The following is a 21,371-nucleotide window of genomic DNA, read 5'->3' as shown; positions in this document are numbered from 1 at the left end:
GTCTAGGACTCTATCCGCTCGTCCGGGAGAACGTTGAATCCCCGGGCTGTCAAGGCACTGCGCAGTTCCACCCTGTCGTCAAGGGCGATGTTCACGCCCTTGACCTCCTGCCACACCTCATGTCCTCGGCCGGCCACGAGGATGGTGTCCTGGGGCCGGGCCAATGCTGCGGCCCTGCGGATCGCCTCATCGCGCGGAAAGACTTCCAGTAGCTCCACCGCAAGGGTTTCCGCTTCCATAGCTTCCCTCGCCCCGCCCAGGACATCGGCCCTGATGGCGGCGGCGTCCTCGTCGTGCGGGTCGTCGTCAGTGACGATCACGGTATCAGCGAGGCGGACGGCCGTGGCTCCCATGGCGGGACGCTTGCCCTGGTCCCGCTGTCCGGTGGCCCCGAAAACAAGGATGGTGCGTGCGCTTTCCGCTGCCGGCCGGACAGCTTCCAGGGCGCGGGCCAGCGCGTCCGTGTTGTGGGCAAAATCAACCACTGCAGCGGGTTCCCGACAGATCAGCTCCATCCGGCCCGGCACGGCCACGGCAAAGGGGTCCGCCCGGTCCAGGGCTTCCTGGAGGGATGCCGGGTCCACGCCCGAAGCAATGACCATTACGGCAGCCAGAGCGGCGTTGGCCACATTAAAGGCTCCCGGCAGGCCCGTGCGCACAGAGAGCATCGCGCCTTTGGGCCCGGCGAGGGTGAACCGGGTTCCCATACCGTCCAGGGCGGTTGCCGTCACGGTCCAGTCCGCCGCGGGCCCAGGGGCCGTTGCCAGCGTGGTGACCGGCACCGTCGCAGAACCGGCAAGCCGCAGGCCCCATTCGTCGTCGACCGTCACCACCGCGCGGCGTGCGCGCGCCTGCGTGAAGAGCTGCGCTTTGGTGGCGAAGTAATCCTCCATGGTGCCGTGGAGGTCCAGGTGGTCCTGGGTGAGGTTGGTAAAGCCCGCCACGTCAAACACCACGCCGTCCACCCGCTGGAACTCGATCGCGTGGGACGAAACCTCCATCGCTGCTGCATTCAGGCCCCGCTCCCCCATGAGCGCCAGGAGCCCGTGGACGTCCGGCGATTCCGGCGTGGTAAGGAGGCTCGGAACGGGATCGCCACCGGCGAGGATTTCAATGGTGCCGATCAGGCCCGTACGGTTTCCCAGCGCACGCAGGAGCGAGGTCAGGAAGTAGGTAGTCGTAGTCTTGCCGTTGGTTCCAGTCACTCCGAACAGCCGCAGCCCGCTTCCCGGCGCAGGCTGGCTCCGGTAGATCATCGCTGCCAGCGCTCCCACCGCGTTGCGCGGGTTGCCCGTAATCAGCACCGGGACGGGGATGTCCGAAGACAAAGCCAGCATGCGGGCTCCAACTTCATCGGTCAGCACCGCAACGGCGCCGGACTCGACGGCGTCCGCCACGAAGTCCGCCCCGTGGCGGGAGGCCCCCGGAAGAGCAGCGTAGAGATCACCGGGCTCCACGGTGCGGGAGTTCAGCGAGATGCCGCTGACCAGAATGTCGGCCGACGCGCCGGGAACAGGGATTCCCAGGGATTCCGCAATGGCCTCAAGCCGGAACGGTTCAACCACCGACGGGCGGAACCGGACCGTGCCGGCGTCCGCGGCTGCAGTGTTGTCGGGCAAATCGATCTCAGACAAGGGGTCTCCGATGGTGCTAGTGAATCGTGCCCGGCGAACCGGGCAGTGCCAGCGGGGCTGGCGTGGCCTGCTGCGGCCAGGTTTACTTCGCGAACTGGGGCAGCCTTGCCGGCTGGCCGGTGGACGGCTGGACGTTGTAGGTACGCAACGCCTGGCTCATGACCGACCGGAAGACCGGCCCCTGCGTAATTCCGTAAATGCTGCCCTTGGGCCGCTGGAGTACAACCTCAACAATAAACCGCGGATCGTCCATCGGTGCCATGCCCACGATGGATGCTGTGTATCCGCAGAAGCCCGCGGTTCCGTTGTCGCAGGGCGATTCCGAGGTGCCCGTCTTGGCGCCCACCCGGTAACCGTCAATGGCAGCATCCTTGATCTGCCCCTCCGTTACGGCGCTCTCAAGAATGTCCTGGACCTGCTCGGCGGTCTTCTCTGACACGATCCGGCGGGCTTCGGCCTCTGGGGCCTTCTCTTCGGTGCCGTCCGGCGCTATATAGCTGTCGATCAGGCGGGGCTGGAGCATGACGCCGTCGTTGGCGATGGACTGGAAGGCGCGCACCGTCTGGAGCGTGGACTGGGAAACGCCCTGTCCGAAAAGCACGGTGTATTCCTGCCGACCATCCCACTGTTGGTACGGGGTGAGGATCCCGCTTGCCGTGGCAGGCAGGCCGATATCGGGCGCGTCGCCGATGCCGAACTTCTTCAGCCAGTCATACCGCTGCTTCTTATTCAGCCGTTGGCCGGCCATGACGGTGCCCGTGTTCATCGAGTACCCCAGGATTCCGGCCAGCGTCCGCTTCTCCGTGCCGTGGGTAAACGAATCGTTGAACGTCTGCCCGTTAAGCGTGTACGACGGCGGGAGGGTGAACTCGGACAGCGGTGAGGCCTTGCCCTCCTCAATGAGTGCCGCTGCGGTCATGACCTTTTCAACAGATCCCGGTTCGTAGGCCGCCGTTACGGCCCGCACCCCCCGGTCCTGCGGTGCCACGAGTCCGGGGTTGTTCGGATCCGGCGCATTGGTGTCCGCCATGGCGACCAGGTTTCCGGTCTTAACGTCCATGACGATAATCACCCCCCACTCAGCACCCAGTTTCTCCGACTGGCTCTGGATGGCCTGCTGGGCGAAATACTGGAGGTCGGAATTGATGGTGAGCTTCACGTCCTTGCCGTCTTCCGGCGGCGTCAGCTCATCCACGCCTACCGGAATGCGGAGTCCATCCGCCCCGATTTCGAAGCGCCGTTCGCCGTCCCTGCCCCGTAGCAGCCCGTCCTGCGTCTGCTCGATCCCGGCCTGGCCGGTGTTGCCGTCCTCCAGGAAGCCAATAATGCCCCCGGCGATGGAGCCGTTGGGGTAGACGCGTTTGCTCACGCCCTGCGTGACGATGCCGGGTATCTGCAGCTTGGCGATCCGGTCTTCGACATCGGGCTTGACGTTCTTGGCCACCACGTAATAGGGCTGCTCCCCGGTGAGCGCATCCCGGATGGTTTCCCGGTCCATGCCTAACACGTTCGCCAGATCGGCATGTCCCTGGTCGCGGCTGACGTCCACCAGTTGGTCCTGCCCGTCCACGGTCTCAAGCCGCTTGAAGGTGTCCGTCTTGGTATTGACGCGCTGGTCCACCACCACGTTGTACCGGATCACGCTGTTGGCCAGCACCGTTCCGCGGCTGTCCAGGATACTGCCCCGCTCAGCCGGCAGGGCCGTCTGCATCATGCGTTTGTTGAGCGCCGCCTCAGCCATGCCGCCGACGTCGAGGCCCTGGACGAGGAAGAGCTTGCCGCCCACCACCAGCAGCAGGGTGAGCATGATGCCGAGGCCCAAGCGGAGCCGTTTGGTGGCGTCAGGTTCTTTCGCGTTCCGCGGCTTGCCGGTCTTCTGCGCCACCGTGATATTCCTTGCTGCTCGGTTGTCCTGCTTCAGTCCGTACTACTGCTCCGGGGTCCTCTGCTCCGGAACGGGAACAGATCCACCGTGGAGCTCCACCGCCGGCTTTTTCGGCGCGGCGGCAACCTTTTTCCTGGCCGGCGCTGCGGTAGTGGCTTTCGCGGCTTTCCGTCCTGCCAGGGGTTCGCCCTTGGTTGCCGGCGGCACCACGATCAGCTGGCCGGGGACGGCCGGTGCGGGAATAACCGAGCCAACTGCCCCGCCTTCGACAGCCGGGACCGCCTTGCCTGTCACGGAGAGGTTGGACAGGTCAATCTGGCCTTTAACGGTTGAGGCAACCATGCCAAGTTCCGTGGCCTTGGCGGCCAGGTTCTGCGGCGCTTCGAAATTCTGCACCTGCTGCGTCAGGTCCTGGTTTTGCTTGGTAAGGGTACTCTGCCGCGCTTTAAGGGTGACGAGTTCGTACTGGGCCGTTGACACCGAGATGTTCAGGACCAGCACGGTCACCAGAGCCACAGCCAGCATGGCGAAACACAGGACAACGAAGGGAGCGCGGCGCTTCCTGGGGGCAGTGCGGACCACAGACAGCGGGGTGCGCGCCTTCCTTGCCGCTCCCGGCGCGCCGGCGGGAACGTTGACGTCAGTGGCCGAGGTGCCCGGGACGACCGGAAACGTCTTGGCGGCTGCTGTGCTCATTCGGCTCTCCTGGCTCTGATTCGTTCCACAGCGCGCAGCCTGGCTGACGCAGCGCGGGGGTTTTCGGCAATTTCGACGGCGGTTGGCACCTCGGTGCCTTTAGTGAGGGTCTTCAATTCCGGCTTGTGTTCTTCAAGCTCCACGGGGAACCCGAGCGGCGCGGATGACTTGGAGCGGGCCTGGAAAACGCCCTTCACGATCTTGTCTTCGAGGGAGTGGTATGACATGACGACGATCCGCCCACCCAGCCCAATGGCGTCCACGGCCGCCGGAACGGCACGCTCCAGCACGTCGAGCTCCTCGTTGACTTCGATGCGAAGGGCCTGGAAAGTCCGTTTGGCCGGATGGCCACCGGACTTGGCGGCACCGGCCGGGACCACTGCACGGATTTGCTCCACCAGTTCACCTGTGGTGGTGAATGGCTTGGTGGCCCGGGCAGTGACGATCCGGTTGGCGATGCGGCCGGCGAACTTCTCCTCGCCCCATTTCCGGATGATCCGGACCAGCTCTTCTTCGGTATAGCCGTTGACAACGTCTGCTGCGGTCTGGCCGCGGCTGGTGTCCATCCGCATGTCCAGCGGAGCGTCGAAGGAGTAGGCGAAGCCGCGTGCCCTTTCGTCCAGCTGGAGGGAAGAAACACCCAGGTCCATCAGGATGCCGTGCACCTCGGAGACTCCCAGGTCTTCGAGGACATCGGGGATTTCTTCGTAGACGGCGTGAACCAGGTCGGTACGGGCGGCGAATGGAGCAAGCCGTTCCCCGGCCAGGGCCAACGCTTCTTCGTCCCGGTCGATACCGATCAGGTGCAGGTCCGGGAACCGCTGCAGCATGGCCTCCGAATGGCCACCCATACCCAAGGTGGCGTCGATGGCAATCGGAGTTTCGCCCCGGCGCCTCGCCGCCTCAAATCCGGGCGCCAACAAATTGATGCACCGGTCACGGAGGACCGGCACATGGCGTTCAGACGTGGGCTTGCGCTCCTCCATGCCGTGGTCCTTTCCGCCGTTGCTGGTGCCTGTCCTGTTCTTGGACCAGATCCCCATCCGCGCCTACCGGGCCCGCCTGGCTCCGGGGAAGTGAGCCAGGTTGGCCGGCCGGTGGGCCGGCTGGAGATCTCATCCAAGAAACTGCCGCTGTCCCGTCCGCCATTCAGAGAATGCCGGGGATGGGATCGTCCGTCTCGGAGAAGGCTGTTTCCTTCTCCGCCAGATACTCGTTCCAAGCCTGGGCGTCCCAGATCTCCGCCCGGGAACCTGCGCCAATGACGGCCAGCTCCCTGCCGAGACCTGCATACTCCCGGAGCGCCGGTGGTATGGTCACGCGCCCCTGCTTGTCAGGTACCTCGTCCGAGGCTCCAGAGAGAAAGACGCGGATGTAGTCACGTGCCTGTTTGGAGGAGATTGGTGCCTCCCGCATTTGCTCGTGGACCCGCGCAAATTCCTTCTCGCTGAAGACGTAGATGCAACGTTCCTGGCCCCTCGTGAGCACCAGCCCGCTGGCAAGTTCCTCCCGGAACTTCGCGGGGAGGATGATCCGCCCCTTTTCATCCAGACGCGGCGAGTGGGTCCCCAGAAACACTGGCCCACCGCCCGTCTGCTGTCAGGAACTGCACATCCCCTGTGTTGCAACCACCCTCTTATGTCCTCCACATTACTCCACTTTCCACCACAGTCAACGCAAACGCGCCTTCGGGATGGTGATTTTCACCAAAGTCGGGCGCAGAATTGCGCGGTTTTTCGCCGGTGGTGGAAAGTGGAGGGAAAAGCCCGAAGGCCGGGCGGCTGGGTACACCGGCAGCCCGGAATAGCGAAGCCACACCTTGTAGGCCCAGGGGCAAACCCGGGCCCCGAGGAGCAGCCGCACCGGGCGCAAAAAAAAAGACCCGCCGAAGCGGGTCCTTCAGTGTTGCCCTGCTCCCCGAAGCTGCTTCGGGGAGCGGAGTGGAGGAAGAACAGGTTTAGGGTTCTCCGCGGCGGCGTTCGTCCCACCGCTCTTCAAGATTGCTCATAAACGATCCACGCTGTTTACCGGGCTTTCCTTTTCGGGATTTTCCGGACTTGGCCGCGGCCGCACTGCTTCGCATTGTGGCAAAATACACGCCGCCGCCCATGACGATAAAGCCCAGGACGCCTACGAATATGTTTTGGAACGTCACCCCAACCAGGAGCAGGAACACGCCGGCCAGGGCGCACAGGACGCCAATCACTACATGCCTGGTGGACCACGAGCGCCCTGGGTCGGAACCCATCGAATTCGCAAACTTCGGGTCGTCCTCGTGAAGCTGCTTTTCCAGCTGCTCCAACAGCTTCTGTTCGTGCTCCGACAGCGGCATCACGACCTCCTTTGGTAGGCCAACGTCCGGGCTGGTCCCAGCCACGACTTCTGCACCATTAACGGCTGTGATACCTAAGAGGTTCCCGCAGTGCCGGTTCTGGCAAAAACGGAAACCAGGCACGCAGCCGCGGGAGCGGGAGCATGTCCAAGAGGGTCCGGCAGTAAGTCCATTCGCTCATAAACTATGTACCTCTAAGGATAGTTTGTCGCGGGCCGTTCTGAAAGACGCCAATGGCTTTGGCAATAGCCGCCGGCGACCCGGAATTCAGCCACCTGCCGGGCTGCCGTCGCCGCCGCGGCCCGGCTCCATCAGCCGTGCAGGAAGTACCGATTTGCTGCCGAATTTCCGTGTCACCTGGTCAAGCGCCTTCTCCGCCGCCCGCCAGTTTTCGTCGCGTCGGTCGAAACTCAGCTGCAGCGACGTGGTGGCCGACTCCTCGAGCTGTTCCGCCCGGACTCCCACCAACCGCACGGTCTGGCTCCGCTCCCCCACTGAGCCAAGGAGCTGCACGGCCACAGCATAGATCAACTGCGCGCTGTCGACGGGGGTCTGGACGGTCCTGCTGCGGGTGATGGTGGAAAAGTCTGCGAACCGCAGCTTCAGGGCAATCGTCCGGGCCACCATCCCCGCCGCACGAAGGCGGCCGGCGGTCCGGTGCGACAACCGGAGCAATTCGCGATGCAGGAGGGCGTCATCGGCAGTGTCCACCGAAAAGGTTTCCTCCGCTCCAATGCTTTTCTCCGTCCGGACGGGAGTCACTGCCCGGGGATCGATGCCCCAGGACAGGTTATGTACATGCTCGCCGGCAGCGCCCAGGATTTTCCTAAGGGTGGACACCGGAGTAGCAGCAACATCAGCCACCGTGCGGATACCCATCCGGGCGAGCACTTCGCCTGTCCTGGCCCCGACACCCCATAGCGCCCCGACGGGGAGGCTGTGGAGATAGGGCACCGTTTCGTCCGGCGTGATCATCAGCAGGCCGTCCGGCTTGCAGCGGGTGGAAGCGATCTTGGCCACGAATTTACTTTCTGCGATCCCCACGGATGCCGTGATATCCAGTTCCGAAGCCACGCGCCGCCGGATCAACTCCCCTATCGCCTGCGGCGGCCCCAGCCGGCGAAGAGCTCCGCTGACATCAAGGAAGGCCTCGTCCACGCTCAGCGGTTCGACCAATTCGGTTACTGATTCGAAAATCTTCATGAGCTGCCGGGAGACGTCGTAATAGAGGGAGTGGCGCGGTTCGATAACCACCGCCTGCGGGCAGAGCCTGTAGGCGACGGCCATGGGCATGGCCGATTTGACCCCGAATGCCCTGGCCTCATACGACGCAGAAAGCACGACCGAGCGGTCCGCAGGAAAGCCGACAATGACCGGCCTACCCCGGAGCTCGGGGCGGGTGCGGAGCTCCACGGAGACGAAAAAGGCGTCCATGTCCACGTGCATGATGCACTTGGGCCGGCGGCGGGATGGCCGTGCCGGCACCGGCTGGTTTATTCCTTCTGGCCCCACGGCTGCAATCCTATCGGCAGCTACTGACTAAACTGGAGGCTGAATCCGGCATCAACCCCAGGAGGAATGTCCCTGTGACGGTCTTTGGAAATCCCAGGCAGGCTGGCCTGGCGGCCCTCGCAGCGGCGGCTGTCGTCGCCCTGGCGGCATGCAGCAACCCTGCCCCTTCCGCCTCGCCGGAATCCACGTCGCCGGCAGCCGCCACCGCTTCCGCGGCCCCGGCCGGCCCTAGCCCGTCTGCTTCACCGGGGACGACCGCCACCGTGGGCGGTCTTGTGCCGGGGTTTCCGCAAAAGCTGTTGCCCCTGATGCCGGGCGCCACGGTGGTTTCCAGCAGCTTCGACAAGACCACCTCGCCGGCGACGGCCGCCCTGGTCGCCACTACCAACGCCACACCGGCCGCGGTCCTGGCCTTCTACACCAAGTCCCTCACCGGACAGGGGTTCAAGGCTGTTCCCGGAGACGCCGTCGGAAGCGTTGCGTCCAAGGACTTCGTACGGGGGGACAGCGAAACAGTCAATGTCTCCGTCGTCACGTCCGGTGGCGTGGCCACATTCACCATAGGCGCCAACGTGGCAGCGAAGTCTGCCAAGTGACGGCGGCGGAGCAGTTAAGGAATGAACAGGCCGGCTTCGTCGCGGCCGTCGCCGGGGAGCTGAACGGGTTCCTCGCCCAGAGGCAGGCCGTCATGGCGTCCATCTCGCCCGACATCGAACCGATCATGGGGTCCATTGCCAACCTCGTAACCGGCGGGAAACGCCTCCGGGCCCTCATGTGCTACTGGGGCTGGCGCGGTGCAGGCGGGGAATCCGGCGCCCCGGAAGTGATCACCGCCGGAGCCGCGCTGGAGCTGTTCCAGGCTGCAGCGCTCATCCACGATGACATCATCGACCGGTCTGACACGCGCCGCGGCGGGCCCAGTGTCCACCGCCGGTTCACGCAACTCCATGAGGCGCAGGGGTGGGCACTCGACAGCGAACGTTTCGGCCATGCCGCCGCCATCCTGGCCGGAGACCTCTGCCTGTCCTTCAGCGAGGAAGCGTTTACCGACATCGGCGAGCGGGCTGCTGCCGGCGGCCCCGCCCGCCTCATTTTCAATCTGATGCGTGCCGAAGTGATGGCAGGGCAGTACCTGGACATCCTTGAGGAAGTGGCCGGTCCGGTACGCGACCGCGCCGGCGCCGTGGACCGGGCGCATTCCATCATCAGGTTCAAGAGCGCCAAGTATTCCACTGAGCATCCACTTGCCTTGGGCGGGGCACTCGCAGGGGCGCCTGACGACCTGCTGCGGGGTTATTCGGCCTTCGCGCTGCCGCTGGGCGAGGCGTTCCAGCTGCGGGATGACGTCCTGGGCGTTTTCGGCGATCCGATGACCACCGGCAAGCCGGCCGGCGATGACCTCCGTGAAGGAAAGCGCACGGTTCTCGTGGCACTTGCCCTGGACCATGCGTCACCCGCGGAGTCCGCCTTCATCGATGCCAGGCTGGGCAGTCCGGACCTATCGGCCGGGGACATCGTCGAAATTCGGCGGATCATCGAGGATTCAGGAGCGCTTCAGGCCACGGAGGTACTCATCTCCGAATTCGGCGCACGCGCCTTCGACGCTTTGGAAGCGTTGCCGCTGGAGGATCTTCCGAAGACGGCCCTGCACCGGCTCGCGGAGGCAGCAGTCAGCCGGGCCGCCTGACGGCGGCAGGCACAAAGAGCGGAATGGCCAGGCCTCTTTCGGGTTCCGGCCTTTCCGCTCCTCTGCATTTATGGCCTTACCAGGCCAAAGTCTGCGCCCTGCGGCGGATCTCAGTCTTCCGCCCTTCACGAAGGGCGTCGATGGGCCGTCCCCGCAGGGATGGATCCTCCGTGAACAACCAAACAATCAGGTCCTCGTCAGAATAGCCCGCATCGGCAAGGACAATAATGGTGCCTTTAAGGCTGTCGACCACGTGGCCGTCCTGGATGAATTCCGCCGGGACGCACCGGATTTTGCGTTCGCCCACGCGGACGGCGGCCAGCGCTCTTTCGTCGATCAGGCTATGCACCCGGGTAATGGAAACATCCAGCAGCCGGGCGACATCGGGCAGGGGCAGCCATTCGCCCACAAGGTTCTCAACATTGCTCACTGACCAAGGTTGCCACGCCGCCCGGCCTGCCGCCTAGTCGACGGTGTCTGGAGGACGGTGCCGCCGTTTGATGGACACTCCGCACAATTCCTATTGCCGTCAATGCGGGAATTCTTGTGCTATTTGCAAATTCATGAGAGATTCACAATGATCACAGTCATAACACTATTCACTTAAGTCACACTAGTATCGGACAAGCACCCCGATGCCGGACCGCTCCGCAGTTGAGAAGAGGATTCCTTCCATGACGACGTCCCACTCGCCTAAGCAGTACCCCAGGCCGAGTCTGCCGATGATCGCCGCAACCACGGCGGCGCTGCCGGCAGTCGTGTTGTCTTCCCTGGCCCTCGCCGAGCCTGCCGCGGCGGAGAAGCCCACCCGGGCCGTACCCGCGACCCTAACGGCAGCCATGAAGGCACAGGCAGCACAGGCAGCTGCGCCGGTCATTCCCGCCGCCGCGGTGTCCGCCGCCATCCCCTCTGCGCTGCAGCCCGCACGGCCTTCAGCGCCCGCTAGCTACACCATCGCCCGCGGAGACACCGTCAGCGCTGTCGCCAGGCGGTTCGGGCTGAACACAGGTGAGATCCTCAGGCTGAACGGCTTAAAGGCCAGTACGATCATCTACCCCGGGCAGAAGATCAAGTTGTCCGGAAAGGCAGCTGCCGCCCCGGCGCCACGCAAGGCGGCCGCAGCTCCGGCGGCCCGCCCTTCGGTCGCAGCGCCCGGGGCCAAGTACACCGTCAGGGCCGGCGATACCCTGGGTGCCATCGCTGCCCGGCATGGCGTGAGGCTTACCGACGTGTTCGCCTGGAACAACCTGTCGGCCCGTTCGATCATTTACCCGGGCCAGAAGATCAAGATCGGTACCGGCAAAGCTGCGCCTGCCCGGGCATCCGCTCCTGCCCCGGCACCCGTGAAAGCAGCAAGGCCTAAAGCCTCCGCCGGCTCCTACACGGTCAGGGCCGGCGACACACTCTCCGCCATCGCATCGCGGCACGGGGTCAAACTCTCCGCCCTGCTCTCTGCGAACCGCCTGAGCATGAGCTCCATTATCTACCCGGGCAACAAGCTGGCCATCCCGGGTGCCGCAACCACATCCCCGCTTCAGCCGGCAGCTGCAACCAAGCCCCTGGTCCCGAGTACTTTCCTCGGGTTCACCTATCCCCCGGCCGTCGTGAGCTCGGCCAATGCCAACAAGGCCCTGCTCAACGCGTCTCCGGTGCCCACGAGGGATCAGATGCGGGCCATCGTGGCAGACACCGCCCGCAGGATGGGCGTCGAGCCGTCCCTCGCGCTGGCGTTCGCCTACCAGGAGTCGGGGTTCAACCAGCGCGCGGTCTCGCCTGCCAACGCCATCGGCACCATGCAGGTGATCCCGAGCTCGGGCGAATGGGCCTCCGACCTTGTGGGCCGGAAGCTGAACCTGCTCAACCCGCAGGACAATGTGACGGCTGGCGTTGCCATCATTCGACAGCTCCTTGCCACCAGCAAGACCAAGGACCTGGCCATCGCCGGCTACTACCAGGGGCAGTATTCGGTCAGCAAATACGGAATGTACAGGGACACGAAGGCATACGTCGCCGCCATCAAGGCGCATCAGAAAAACTTCAGCTGACCACCACCGCTTCTGTGCGGGCGGCTGCGACACACGCCGACGGGTCCGGACCGGTAACGGTCCGGGCCCGTTTCATTGCCGATTAGGATCGTATGGTGACCGAACCTGCCGCAGACCCCTTCGTAGGAACGCTCGTGGACCACCGCTACGCTGTCCGCTCGCGGGTGGCCGGAGGCGGCATGTCAACGGTCTACCTTGCGACGGACCGACGGCTGGACCGGGATGTCGCCCTGAAGGTCCTGCATCCCCAACTGGCCGCGGACGATTCGTTCCTGGACCGGCTGGCCCGGGAGGCCAAGGCGGCTGCCCGGCTTTCGCACCCCCACGTGGTGGGTGTCCTGGATCAGGGCATCGACGGCCGGACGGCATACCTGGTCATGGAGTACATCCCGGGCCACACGCTGCGCGATGTCATCAACGAGAAGGGCGCCCTGCCGCCGCGTCTTGCGCTGGCGCTCATTGATCCGGTGGTGGAGGGACTCGCTGCTGCGCACGAGGCCGGATTCATCCACCGGGACGTTAAACCCGAAAACGTGCTCATCGCAGACGACGGCCGGATCAAGGTAGGAGACTTCGGCCTGGCCCGCGCCGTCACGGCGTCCACGAGCACCGGCACTCTGATCGGCACCGTCGCCTATGTTTCCCCCGAACTCGTATTGGGCAATCCGGCCGATGCCCGCAGCGACGTCTACTCCGTGGGCATCATGCTCTATGAAATGCTCACGGGCCGCCAGCCGTTCGAAGGCGAAGTGCCCATCCAGGTGGCGTACCAGCACGTCAACGGAACGGTGGCGCCACCCTCGGATGTGGTCCCCGGTTTGGCCGCCGAGGTTGACGAGCTGGTGCAATGGTGCACGGCCAACGACCCCGAGCACCGGCCCGTCGATGCAACCGCCCTGCTGCAGGAACTGCGCCACATCAGAACGAACCTCAGCGACGCTGAACTGGACCTCCACCCGCCCGCCGCACACCACCGAGACGCGCCGCCAGCCCCCGCGGCGGCAGGCAGCGCCCCCACCGAAATCATCTCCCGGGCGGCCAACCCCACTGCCGCGATGCCGTTCGGCCGGCGCCCGGATGCCCACGTTCCCGCCACGCCGGGCAAGCGCGCCCTGAAGAAGGCGGCACGCGAAGAGGAGCAGGCCCGCGCCCGGGCCGCCGCCACCCCCGCCCGGAGCCTGCGCGAGGGTAACCCGCGGCGGCGTGGGGCCCTGTGGGTGGTACTGCTGGTCCTCCTCGCCCTGCTCGCCACCGGGGCGGGGTGGTTCTTCGGCATGGGGCCAGGCTCGGCGGCGACGGTTCCTGCCGTCGCCAACAAGACCGTAGCGCAGGCCCAGCAGGTGTTGGAACAGGCGGGATTCCGTTCCAGCACGAGTGATGTTTTCGACGACGACGTCCCCGCGGGCCTGGTGGTGGGCAGCGACCCCGATGCCGGCCAGGAGGTCCGTAAGCTGCAGCCGGTGTCCTTGTTTGTTTCGAAGGGACCTCAGCTGTTCCCACTGCCGAAACTGGCAGGCCAAACCCTGGCTGAAGCCCGGGCCGCAGTGAAGCGCGCTGAAATGGCGATGGGCCCCGTCACCGAACGCTTCGACGAGAACGTCGCAGCCGGCGTCGTCCTTTCCCAAAATCCGGCGGCAGGAACTGACGTCCGCCGAGGTACTCCCGTTGCCCTCGTGGTCTCCAAGGGACCGAGGCCCATCCCTGTCCCCTCAGTGGTGGGCCGGGACCGGAGCGACGCGGTGAAGGCGATCGAGGATGCGGGACTGTCTGCGGAAGTTGCCGCCCAGGAGGTCTTCGACCGCAAGGTACCCAAGGGGGCGGTGGTGAGCCAGTCGCCCTCCAACGGAACGCTGACGCGCGGCGGGACGGTTACCCTGACACTTTCCAAGGGCCCCCGGATGGTTGACGTCCCCAGTTACATCGGCAAGCAGGCTGCGGACGCGCGCAAGGCCCTGGAAGCGCTCGGATTCGAGGTCCGGGTGAACAACATCCTGGGCGGTTTCTTCGGGACGGTCCGCGACCAGGACCCGGTGGATACCTCGGTCCCTGAAGGCTCGGTCATCACCCTGACGGTGGTGTAGGCGGAACGCTCCGCCCGCACCACCGCCACTGCGGGGATCCGCGGATCAGCGCCGGGCGAGTGCGCCTGCCACGAGGAAGGCCATCTCCAGCGACTGCATGTGGTTCAGCCGGGGGTCGCAGACGGATTCGTACCGGTCAAGGAAGGCTTCCTGGTCGATGGGGTCTGCGCCGCCCAGGCACTCGGCCACATCGTCACCGGTCATTTCGACATGCAGGCCGCCCGGGACCGTGCCCAGCGCGTGGTGCACTTCGAAGAACCCGCGCACCTCGTCGATGACGTCGTCGAAATTGCGGGTCTTGTAGCCGTTCGGAGAGGTAACGGTGTTGCCGTGCATGGGGTCGGTGACCCACAGCACCTGGGCACCGGAGGCGGTGACCTTTTCGACGACGGCGGGCAGCTTCTCGCGGATGTTCCCCGCCCCCATGCGGGTGATGAAGGTCAGGCGGCCGGGCTCGCGCTCAGGGTCCAGCTTGTCGATGAGGCGCAGGGCATCGTCGCCGGTGGTGGTGGGGCCAAGCTTCACGCCGATCGGGTTCCGGACGCGCGAGAGGAAGTCCACGTGGGCGTGGTCCAGTTCGCGGGTGCGCTCCCCGATCCACAGGAAGTGTGCCGAGGTGTCGTACGGGAACCCGGTGCGGGAATCGATCCTGGTGAGTGCACGCTCATAGTCCAGCAGTAGCGCCTCGTGGCTGGCAAAGAATTCCACCCGCTTAAGGGCTTCGAAGTCGGCGCCGCAGGAGTCCATGAATTTGATGGCACGATCAATGTCCCGTGCCAGGGATTCGTAACGGGCGTGTGCGGGATTTTCCGTGAATCCCTTGTTCCACTGGTGCACCGAACGCAGGTCCGCGAAGCCGCCCTGCGTGAAGGCACGGATCAGGTTCAGGGTGGAAGCGGACGTGTGGTATGCGCGCAGCATGCGCGCCGCGTCGTGGCCGCGCGATTCCGGGGTGAACTCGTAACCGTTGACGATGTCGCCGCGGTAGGCCGGCAGCGTGACACCGTTGCGCGTTTCATCGTTCGAGGAGCGGGGCTTGGCGAACTGGCCGGCCATACGCCCCATCTTGATGACCGGCATCGCGGCACCGTACGTCAGCACAACGGCCATCTGGAGGATGGTCCGGACACGGGCGCTGATCTTGTCAGCGGTGGCGGCTTCGAAGGTTTCCGCACAGTCACCGCCCTGGAGCAGGAAGGCCTTGCCCTGCGCGGCGGCCGCGAGCCGTTCCCGGAGGACGTCCACTTCACCGGCGAAGACCAGGGGCGGGAGAACGGAAAGTTCCTTCACGGAGGCGTCAAAAACGGCCTTGTCCTGCCAGGTGGGCTGCTGGGAGATGGGCAGGTTCCGCCAGTCGTCGAGGCCTGGATAGTCGGCCGCTCCGCTCTGGGCGGTGCTGGACAGGGAAAAGGCGGGTTTTGCAGATAGCTCAGTCACCATCTAAGACTAGCGCCCGTGTTCCGGTCCCCGACACTGTCCTGTCACGCTGTGGACCCTGCGCGTCACACGCCCCCGGACGCTGCCGCGCCGGGCTCTTTGCGTTCTGCCGACTCCGCGGCCAGCCGGAGCTTGACCGCGGCAGCGTATTCGTCGACGTACTCCTGCCCGGAAAGGCGCATCAGCTCGAACATGATCTGGTCTGTGACCTGGCGCTGCACCAACCGGTCCTCCGCCTGGCCCCGGTATTGGCTGAAGTCCAGCGGTTCGCCAAAGATCATGCCGATCCGCCGGATGTTGGGCAGGCGCTTTCCGATGGGCTGTACCTTATCCGTTCCGATCATCGCCACCGGAATCACCGGGACTCCCGCCTGAAGTGCCAGCCTGGCAACGCCCACCTTGCCCCGGTAGAGCCGTCCGTCCGGGCTTCGGGTACCTTCCGGGTAGATTCCCAGCAGGCCGCCGTGGGTGAGCACTTCCATCCCTGCGTTCAACGAAACCGCGGACGCCGCGCCGCCGGAGCGGTCCATGGGCAGCTGGTTGGTGAGCCGGAAGAACAGCGCGGTAAGCCGGCCTTTGATGCCGGTGCCGGTGAAGTATTCGGACTTTGCGAGGAATACCACGGGACGGCGGACCATTAGCGGCATGAAGATGGAGTCGGAGAATGACAGGTGGTTCGAGGCGATAATGGCTGCGCCGTGGGCCGGAATGTTATCCAGGCCCTTCACCCAAGGGCGGAACAACAGCTTGATCACCGGACCCAGGAAGATCCTTTTCATGACCCAATAAAACACGTGGCGAACCTCTCCGGACGGCAGCTTTCAAGGCCTTCTGCTCAGGCCTGGGGGCAGCTCAATGCAACCCTACTCTAGTGAGAATTGTCCGGAAGAGTGACACGATGGACGCATGACCGAAAGCAGCGTTCCGCCCCGACCTGCGGCTTTCAGCTATCCCGGGCACGGTATCAACGCCCGCACCGGAATAGCCATCTGCCATGGCTTCACCGGGAGCCCGCTCAGCGTCCTGCCGTGGGCGGAGCACCTGGCCGCCCAGGGGTATGCGGTGTCCGTTCCGCTTCTCCCCGGCCATGGCACGGACTGGCAGCAGCTGGCACGGACCGGATGGCGCGACTGGTACCGCAGTTACGAAGCCGCCTTCCTGGACCTTCGGAGCCGGACCGACTCCTGTTTCACTGCCGGCCTTTCCATGGGCGGAGCGGTGGCGCTCCTGACCGCCTCTCGGCACCAGGTGTCCGGAGTATCCGTGGTAAACCCCGCTTTGAGCTTCTACGACCGCCGCATACGGGTGATCGGTGTCCTGAAGTATTTCCAGCGGACCACGCTTCCCATTGAGGAAGAGCAGCCGACGGCGGCCGCCACCTACGATGGCGACTATTCCCGCACGCCCCTGGCAGCAGTACATGAGCTCAAGAAGCTTTTCGGCGCGGCCGCCCGGGGTCTTGGCCGGATAGACACCCCGGTCCAGGTCTTCAAGTCGCGGACCGACGCCGTGGTCCCGCCAACCTCCCTGGCCCTCCTGCAGCGGCGCCTGGGCGCGCACATCACCGAAGTGGTGGATCTTGCCGGCAGCGGTCATGTGGCTACGCTGGACGTTGATGCGCCCCTGGTCTTCGCGGGATCAAGCGCGTTCTTCCACGCCTACGCACGCCACACCAACGCCCTGGAGACTCCATGACGTCCGTTCCGGACCACAGCCCGTTCCGCAGTCCTGCCGGCCTCCGCGGCCCCCGGACCGGCGTGGTCCTCTCCCATGGCTTTACGGGCAGCCCGCACGGACTCCGGGCCTGGGCCGAGGCGCTGGCAGAGGCCGGCTTCGCCGTGCGCATGCCGCTGCTGCCCGGGCACGGCACCACCTGGCAGGACCTGTCCCGGACCCGCTGGCAGCAGTGGCATGATGCTTTGGACCAGGCCTGGCATGAGCTGGATGCCGAATGCGAGCAGGTGTTTGCCGCAGGCCTGAGCATGGGCGGGGCACTCGCCCTGCGGGTTGCCGCCACCCGCCCCGTAGCCGGAGTAATCCTGGTGAACCCGGCACTGGTGGTGGACGATGTCCGCGCCCCGCTGGCCGGCATCCTTAAACTGGTTATGAAGAGCACTCCGGCCATCGCCAATGACATCCTGAAGCCCGGCATGGATGAGGCTGCCTACGCCCGGACTCCCGTGGCTGCCGCGCATGAAATGAACAAGATGTTCAAGGACACCGTCCGGCGGCTCCCCCGGATCGGCGCGCCCGTCCAGGTGTACCGGTCAACCCGCGACCACGTGGTCTCGGATGCCAGCATCCGGGTGCTGCGCCGCGGCCTCACGCATGCACCGCTGGAGCTGGTGCCGCTGGAAAACAGCTACCACGTCGCCACGCTGGACCACGATGCCGAAAAGATCTTCCAAGGCTCGGTGGACTTCATCCGGCGCCTGCAGCCCCAAACTCCCCGAGAGGAAGCCCGCCATGAACAGGCCTGACCCGGAGTCGCCGGACCAGGGCGCCAACCAGGACGAGGACGCCGTTTGGCTCGACCTCGTGGCACGCCTGGAAGGGGGCCGGCAGGACTCCGGCACGCCGTCCCCGGCAGAGTCCCGCGCCGGGGACGCCACGCCCCGTGCCACGTTCCGCGACTTCGACCCCCTCGGACTCGCAGGCCCGCCTGAGCCGGATCCCGGCGCGCCGGGTCCGCGTGACTATGCGGTGGACGACGACGAAGGCCGGTTCATCCCCGAAGAGCCACCCAGCCTGGCCGGCACAGAGCCGCTCACCATGCTTGCCTGGCTCGCCGCGGTGGGCGGTCCGGTGGCTTTGCTCTTCGCGGTCATGTTCTGGCGCTCCGCACCCCTGCCCGCCATCCTTGGCATCGTGGCGGCTTTCGTCCTGGGCACGGTGTACCTGATCATGCAGCTTCCGCAGGAAAAAGACGAGGACGACGACGGCGCCCGGGTTTAGCCCAACCAGGCCTCAGCGAATACGGGAGAGGTCCGCCGCCCCGATGAGCCCGGCGTTGGGTCCCAGTGCGGCCAACTCGATGTCCGCCGCCGGCCGGAACCCGCGCCCGGTCAGGTTCCTGGCAAAGGCCTTGCGCGCCGGTTCCACCAAGAGGTCCCCGGCTGAACACAGGCCGCCGCCAATTACGAACAGTCCCGGATCCAGGGCCGCCGCGAGGTTCGCCAGCCCCAGCCCCAGCCATTCGCCCACTTCGTCGAGCAGTTCGCGCGATGCGCCGTCCCCGCGCAGAGCCAACTCCGTGACGGTGGCTCCGGTGATAGTCTCGGCCCGACCTGCCACTGCGGCCAGGAGATCCTGTGCTACCGGGGAGTTGGCCGCAGCCAGTACCCTGGCCTCCCGTCCCAGCGCGTTTCCCGAGGCGTACTGTTCCCAGCAGCCCCGGTTGCCGCACTCGCAGCGGTGTCCCCCGGGCATGATGACCTGGTGGCCAAACTCACCCGCAACGCCATAACGCCCACGCTCGAGGCGCCCGTCCATGACCATGGCGCCGCCGATGCCCGTGCCCAGAGTGATGCACACCAGGCGGCTCTCGCCCCGGCCAGCGCCGAAACGCCATTCCGCCCATGCCGCGGCATCGGCATCATTGACAAGAAAAACCGGGCGGCGCAGCAGCTGTTGGAGGTTGTCGCGGAGGGGCTCGTTGCGCCAGGCGAGGTGCGGACTGAACAGCACCGTGCCGCCGTCGAGATCCATCCAGCCAGCCGCGCCTATGCCCACGGAACGGATCCGGCGGCCGCGGCCCAGCTCTTCCACCAGCTCCACGATCACCCTTTCCACCGCCCGCGGATCGCTGCCGGGGGTGCTGCGCCGCGCTTCGCTCAGGATCCTGCCGTCCGGGTCCACCACACCTGCGGCCACCTTGGTACCGCCGATGTCGATCCCGATCGCCAGTCCGCGGCGGGCAGGACGCAGCCGGCCCTGAAAGCCTCCGCTGCGCAGCCGGGGAGGGCGGGAAGCACGCAGCTTCCGCCAGGGCGTGCTGGTGTTCAGGAGACCGGTGGACGCACCGGCAGGCGCAGCGTACATAGTGCCCCATTCTAGGACCGGCGGTCCTTCCGGATGTGACTGGTGTTGATCGTGTCAAATGGACGGGGATTGACGACTAAGTTACTCGCCAGTAACTTTAGGTACTGCACAGCCCGCAGGAGCCGTACTAGTCTTTAGGCATGCCCCTGCTTGGGCCACGGATATCAAAGGAGCTATAGTGCGCGAATTCAGTGTTCCGCCCCTGGTTGTTGTTCCCCCGGAAACCAACATCACCGACCTGGTTCTGCGACAGGCGGGCAAGGCCAGCAACCCGGCGCTGTTCTCGCGGCTCGATCCGGCCGGCGCCTGGCAGGACATCTCCGCCACCGACTTCCTGGCCGACGTCAGCGCCCTGGCCAAAGGCCTGATCGCCAGCGGAGTGGGCGCCGGCGACCGGGTGGGCATCATGTCGCGCACCCGGTATGAATGGGCGCTCGTGGACTTCTCCATCTGGTTCGCCGGTGCAGTGTCCGTGCCCATCTATGAAACCTCGTCCCCATCCCAGGTCGCCTGGAACCTTGGCGACTCCGGAGCCGTCGCGGCTTTCGGCGAGGCAGCACACCATGAGGACATCATCCGGCAGGCAGTAGCCAACGAGGGCCTCACGGACCTCCGACACGTCTGGCAACTGGAGGGGGCCGGCCTGGATTCCCTGCGGGAGGCAGGCCGAGGCGTGACCGATGAGGAGCTCGAGGCCCGCCGCTCGGCCGCAGGCCTGCAGGATCTGGCCACTATTATCTACACCTCCGGAACCACCGGCCGGCCCAAGGGCTGCGAACTGACCCATGGCAACTTCGTGGAATTGTCGGAGAACGCCCTTGGCATCATCGGGGACATCGTCCACGAAGGCGCCAAGACCATCATGTTCCTGCCTCTGGCCCACGTCTTCGCACGTTTTATCTCGGTACTGGCCATGGCAGCAGGAACCACGGTGGCGCACACGCCGGACATCAAGAACCTCCTGGGCGACCTGCAGAGCTATAGCCCCACTTTCATCCTCGCCGTGCCCCGCGTGTTCGAAAAGGTCTACAACTCAGCGCTGACCAAGGCCGAGGACGGCGGCAAGGGCGCCATCTTCCACAAGGCCGCTGACACCGCGATTGCCTTCTCCAAAGCACGGCAGGACGGACACGTGGGACTGGGCCTGAAACTCAAGCACGCCCTCTTCGACAAGCTGGTCTACGGCAAGCTGCGGGCAGCGATGGGCGGCAACGTCTCGCATGCGGTCTCCGGCGGCGGTCCGCTCGGCGAACGCCTGGGCCACTTCTTCCAGGGCATCGGGCTGCAGGTGCTGGAAGGCTACGGCCTGACGGAAACCACCGCGCCGGTCTCGGTTAATACGCCTGCCAGGATCAAGATCGGTTCGGTCGGCAAGCCGCTGCCCGGCAACGCCGTCCGGATCGCCGGGGACGGCGAAATCCTCGCCAGGGGCGTCAGCGTGATGCGCGGCTATTACAAGCGCCCGGACCTCACCGACGAAACGTTCGACGACGGCTGGTTCCGTACCGGGGACATCGGCAGGCTCGATGACGACGGGTTCGTCTGGATCACCGGCCGCAAGAAGGAAATTATCGTGACGGCCGGCGGCAAAAACGTCATTCCGGCGCTGCTCGAGGACCAGATCCGGGCCGACGCCCTGGTGTCGCAGGTACTGGTGGTCGGCGATAACCGCCCGTTCATCGGCGCCCTGGTCACCTTGGATCCGGAGGCCCTGCCGGGCTGGCTGCAGCGCCACAGCCTGCCCGGTGACATGACGCTGGAGCAGGCGGCCCAGAACCCGGTGGTCAAGGCGGCTGTCCAGGACATCATCACCGCAGCCAACGCCTCCGTGTCCCAGGCTGAAGCCATCAAGTCCTTCCGGATCGTGCCCGCGGACTTCACGGAAGCGTCTGGCCACCTCACCCCGTCCATGAAGGTCAAGCGAGCACAAGTGATGAAGGACTTTGAGGGCGTCATCGAGGAGATGTACAGCGCCAAGCGCCCTGACACCAACTAGAAACAGGAACGCGGGGTCGCTCTCC

General features: G+C 65.5%; 19 protein-coding genes. 8 read left to right on the top strand and 11 right to left on the bottom strand.

Annotated features, from left to right (window positions below; genetic code table 11):
* Window positions 1-2: 2 nt before the first annotated feature.
* The 7 genes from ACIQC0_RS06010 to dinB all read right to left on the bottom strand — a co-directional run bounded on the left by ACIQC0_RS06010 (window position 3) and on the right by dinB (window position 7,993).
* The gene (locus ACIQC0_RS06010) at window positions 3-1,634 is read right to left on the bottom strand and encodes a UDP-N-acetylmuramoyl-L-alanyl-D-glutamate--2,6-diaminopimelate ligase (protein ID WP_377217033.1); all 1,632 of its coding nucleotides are present in this window, start codon (window positions 1,632-1,634) and stop codon (window positions 3-5) included.
* A gap of 82 nt (window positions 1,635-1,716) precedes the next feature.
* Window positions 1,717-3,519, bottom strand: a complete 1,803-nt coding sequence (locus ACIQC0_RS06005; RefSeq protein WP_400533338.1) for a peptidoglycan D,D-transpeptidase FtsI family protein — start codon at window positions 3,517-3,519, stop codon at window positions 1,717-1,719.
* Window positions 3,520-3,561: 42 nt separating this feature from the next.
* Window positions 3,562-4,215 (bottom strand): hypothetical protein, encoded by a 654-nt coding sequence (locus ACIQC0_RS06000; RefSeq protein WP_377217031.1) that lies wholly within the window; start codon window positions 4,213-4,215, stop codon window positions 3,562-3,564.
* Complete coding sequence (gene rsmH / locus ACIQC0_RS05995; RefSeq protein WP_377217065.1) at window positions 4,212-5,201, bottom strand: 16S rRNA (cytosine(1402)-N(4))-methyltransferase RsmH; 990 nt, start codon at window positions 5,199-5,201, stop codon at window positions 4,212-4,214. The genes ACIQC0_RS06000 and rsmH overlap by 4 nt, the downstream gene beginning before the upstream one ends.
* A 163-nt stretch (window positions 5,202-5,364) precedes the next feature.
* Window positions 5,365-5,793: a division/cell wall cluster transcriptional repressor MraZ gene (gene mraZ, locus ACIQC0_RS05990; RefSeq protein WP_009358613.1), complete on the bottom strand. Its 429-nt coding sequence runs from the start codon at window positions 5,791-5,793 to the stop codon at window positions 5,365-5,367.
* Between the two features lie 379 nt (window positions 5,794-6,172).
* The gene (locus ACIQC0_RS05985) at window positions 6,173-6,547 is read right to left on the bottom strand and encodes a DUF3040 domain-containing protein (protein WP_377217030.1); all 375 of its coding nucleotides are present in this window, start codon (window positions 6,545-6,547) and stop codon (window positions 6,173-6,175) included.
* 267 nt (window positions 6,548-6,814) lie between these two features.
* Window positions 6,815-7,993: a DNA polymerase IV gene (dinB, locus tag ACIQC0_RS05980; protein WP_377217064.1), complete on the bottom strand. Its 1,179-nt coding sequence runs from the start codon at window positions 7,991-7,993 to the stop codon at window positions 6,815-6,817.
* Window positions 7,994-8,133: 140 nt separating this feature from the next.
* Here dinB and ACIQC0_RS05975 point away from each other — a divergent pair, with 140 nt between their 5' ends.
* Window positions 8,134-8,655: a hypothetical protein gene (locus tag ACIQC0_RS05975; RefSeq protein ID WP_377217029.1), complete on the top strand. Its 522-nt coding sequence runs from the start codon at window positions 8,134-8,136 to the stop codon at window positions 8,653-8,655.
* Entirely contained in the window at window positions 8,652-9,746 is a 1,095-nt protein-coding gene (locus ACIQC0_RS05970; protein ID WP_377217028.1) for a polyprenyl synthetase family protein, read from the top strand. The genes ACIQC0_RS05975 and ACIQC0_RS05970 overlap by 4 nt, the downstream gene beginning before the upstream one ends.
* Before the next feature lie 76 nt (window positions 9,747-9,822).
* On the opposite strand, the gene ACIQC0_RS05965 is transcribed toward ACIQC0_RS05970, so the two are convergent.
* Window positions 9,823-10,176: an Rv2175c family DNA-binding protein gene (locus tag ACIQC0_RS05965; protein ID WP_400533334.1), complete on the bottom strand. Its 354-nt coding sequence runs from the start codon at window positions 10,174-10,176 to the stop codon at window positions 9,823-9,825.
* A gap of 244 nt (window positions 10,177-10,420) precedes the next feature.
* On the opposite strand from ACIQC0_RS05965, the gene ACIQC0_RS05960 reads away from it, so the two are divergent.
* Window positions 10,421-11,791, top strand: coding sequence for a LysM peptidoglycan-binding domain-containing protein (locus tag ACIQC0_RS05960; RefSeq protein ID WP_377217026.1), 1,371 nt, complete (start codon window positions 10,421-10,423; stop codon window positions 11,789-11,791).
* 92 nt (window positions 11,792-11,883) lie between these two features.
* Window positions 11,884-13,872 carry a Stk1 family PASTA domain-containing Ser/Thr kinase gene (gene pknB / locus ACIQC0_RS05955; protein ID WP_377217025.1) on the top strand — a complete coding sequence of 663 codons (1,989 nt, stop codon included), beginning with the start codon at window positions 11,884-11,886 and terminating at the stop codon, window positions 13,870-13,872.
* A gap of 45 nt (window positions 13,873-13,917) precedes the next feature.
* On the opposite strand, the gene ACIQC0_RS05950 is transcribed toward pknB, so the two are convergent.
* Window positions 13,918-15,312, bottom strand: a complete 1,395-nt coding sequence (locus tag ACIQC0_RS05950; protein WP_377217024.1) for a class II 3-deoxy-7-phosphoheptulonate synthase — start codon at window positions 15,310-15,312, stop codon at window positions 13,918-13,920.
* 62 nt (window positions 15,313-15,374) lie between these two features.
* Window positions 15,375-16,103, bottom strand: a complete 729-nt coding sequence (locus tag ACIQC0_RS05945; RefSeq protein WP_377217023.1) for a lysophospholipid acyltransferase family protein — start codon at window positions 16,101-16,103, stop codon at window positions 15,375-15,377.
* Between the two features lie 112 nt (window positions 16,104-16,215).
* Between ACIQC0_RS05945 and ACIQC0_RS05940 the strand changes: the two genes are divergently transcribed.
* The 3 genes from ACIQC0_RS05940 to ACIQC0_RS05930 are packed head-to-tail and all read left to right on the top strand — an operon-like array spanning window position 16,216 to window position 18,264.
* Entirely contained in the window at window positions 16,216-17,004 is a 789-nt protein-coding gene (locus ACIQC0_RS05940) for an alpha/beta hydrolase (RefSeq protein WP_400533331.1), read from the top strand.
* Complete coding sequence (locus ACIQC0_RS05935; RefSeq protein ID WP_377217021.1) at window positions 17,001-17,789, top strand: alpha/beta hydrolase; 789 nt, start codon at window positions 17,001-17,003, stop codon at window positions 17,787-17,789. Before ACIQC0_RS05940 ends, ACIQC0_RS05935 begins: the two co-directional genes overlap by 4 nt.
* On the top strand, window positions 17,776-18,264 hold the full coding sequence (locus ACIQC0_RS05930) for a hypothetical protein (protein WP_377217020.1): 489 nt from the start codon (window positions 17,776-17,778) through the stop codon (window positions 18,262-18,264). Before ACIQC0_RS05935 ends, ACIQC0_RS05930 begins: the two co-directional genes overlap by 14 nt.
* A gap of 12 nt (window positions 18,265-18,276) precedes the next feature.
* Here the strand turns inward: ACIQC0_RS05930 and ACIQC0_RS05925 are convergent, their stop codons facing one another.
* Window positions 18,277-19,350 (bottom strand): ROK family glucokinase, encoded by a 1,074-nt coding sequence (locus tag ACIQC0_RS05925; RefSeq protein ID WP_400533328.1) that lies wholly within the window; start codon window positions 19,348-19,350, stop codon window positions 18,277-18,279.
* Window positions 19,351-19,528: 178 nt separating this feature from the next.
* Here ACIQC0_RS05925 and ACIQC0_RS05920 point away from each other — a divergent pair, with 178 nt between their 5' ends.
* Window positions 19,529-21,346: an AMP-dependent synthetase/ligase gene (locus ACIQC0_RS05920; protein WP_400533326.1), complete on the top strand. Its 1,818-nt coding sequence runs from the start codon at window positions 19,529-19,531 to the stop codon at window positions 21,344-21,346.
* Window positions 21,347-21,371: the final 25 nt, after the last annotated feature.

It is taken from the genome of Pseudarthrobacter sp. NPDC092419 (assembly GCF_044755045.1).
In the GTDB taxonomy this organism is placed as follows: domain Bacteria; phylum Actinomycetota; class Actinomycetes; order Actinomycetales; family Micrococcaceae; genus Arthrobacter.
The sequence above is the reverse complement of the archived record's forward strand: the minus strand, read 5'-3'. Positions and strand labels throughout refer to the sequence as shown.